This is a genomic window from Methylopila musalis (assembly GCF_042679725.1).
In the GTDB taxonomy this organism is placed as follows: Bacteria; Pseudomonadota; Alphaproteobacteria; order Rhizobiales; family Methylopilaceae; genus Methylopila; species Methylopila musalis.
Genome location: NZ_JBHTMX010000336.1, coordinates 1 through 1573 on the forward strand (window position 1 = coordinate 1; position 1573 = coordinate 1573).

The following is a 1573-nucleotide window of genomic DNA, read 5'->3' on the forward strand; positions in this document are numbered from 1 at the left end:
GGCGCGCAGCCGCGCCAGCGCCGCGAGCAGGTCCGGCTCTCGCCGCCAGCCGTCGAACGGGTGCAGCAGCCGCACCACCTGCGCCATCCGGCGGGCCCTGTCATAGTCCTGCCCGCCGAGCGCGCGGGCATGGGCGTTGGCCGCGAAGGAAGGCGCCGCCAGAAACAGCGCCCAGGCCGCGGCGGCGGCGTAGACCCCGGGCTCGGACCCGAACGCCACGGCGGCTCCGGCGCCGGCGAGAACCAGCGCCACCTTCACGGCCCAGGCCGCGACATTGACCCCGTGCCGGCGCCACGCCATCGCCACCTGCGCCGCGAAGCCGATGCTCCACACCAGCATCAGCGCCGGAAGAATGACAAGCGGATCCACGGACGTCAGCGCCGGGTCAATGCGGAGGCGGCGTTCGCGCGATCACCGTCGCGGACGGCGACGCGGCAGGGACAAGAATAGGACACCGAACGCGCACTCCCGACGCGGCCCTCGCGACGCGAGCGCCAGACCCTTCACATTCCGATCTGTAAGGTAAGCCGCCGCCTTCCCTGCGCAACCGCTCCGTCCGCGAGCGACCGTCCGCCCGGGACAACACGAGGTTGGGAGCGCTTAAGCACGGTTCGCCACCTGCGTCCGCGCGCAGGCGCTTATCGTCGAACCATCGGTGGGGAGAAGACAATGGTGCCGCAAGAGGGGCTCGAACCCCCGACCCCGTCATTACGAATGACGTGCTCTACCAGCTGAGCTATTGCGGCGACGGCGCTTGCTTTAGCGAAAGCCGCCGGAATTGGCAACCCTCGCGCGCCCTCACGCCCAAGGGCGCGTTGGCGGTTTTGGCTGACGGAAAGAGGCATCGGCGCCGGACTGCGCGCCCCTCGCCTGTCGCCGCCTCCGCCCGTCCGTTTTTGATCAACTCTGGTCGGATGCTTGGGATGAACGAAGTAACTATCAAGCAATTACACGCACACGCCAGCGACGTCAGGCGACAGCCGCGTAAGCCCGGAAGCGCAGGCGCAATGAAGCGAGCGCAGACCGCGGCGACGGCGTTGGCCGCCAGCTTGGCGTCGCCGGTAGCGATCCGACGGACGTGATTCAACCTGGATACGAACCGGTCGATCAGATCGCGCTCGCGACAGACCCGAGATGTCGGCTTTCCGCCATCACACACAAAGCGGTTGCAGCAGAAGGCACGCGTGCTGTCGTGCTCGAACACGTCCCGCCGAGTCTCGACGGAAGCGCTCTCCAGAAAACGCCATCCGGCACACGACGCACATGGCGGCGTATCGGGCTGCAGGGAGTTCATCATGCGCTGCCCGAAGCCGGTCAGGTCATATCGACGCGACATCAGAACCTGTGAGGACGGGAGAGCAACCAATCGCAAGCTCAGTCGCCTACGCTGGCCGATCGGTCGCGTCGGGTTATCTGGCCATCACGAAGCCGTCCTGCCACCGCTGCACGCCTACGCGTTGGGGTTGACCGCGGGGATCCGCCTGTTTGCCCTCGCCATGCCCCTGCGCCCCGAACGCGCAAAGCCCGCCTTGGTGGCGGGCTTTGTGCGTGATTGTCGTGCGTATGTATTGAT

1 protein-coding gene and 1 tRNA gene are annotated in these 1573 nt (G+C 67.3%); both read right to left on the bottom strand.

The features are described 5' to 3' along the window. Nucleotides 1–369, bottom strand: a 369-nt coding sequence (locus tag ACFQ4O_RS17390; RefSeq protein ID WP_378777624.1) for a hypothetical protein, incomplete at its 3' end; no start/stop codon positions are given. A 301-nt stretch (nt 370–670) separates the two neighbouring features. Next, nucleotides 671–746 (bottom strand) — tRNA-Thr (locus ACFQ4O_RS17395). Between the last annotated feature and the right edge of the window lie 827 nt (nt 747–1573).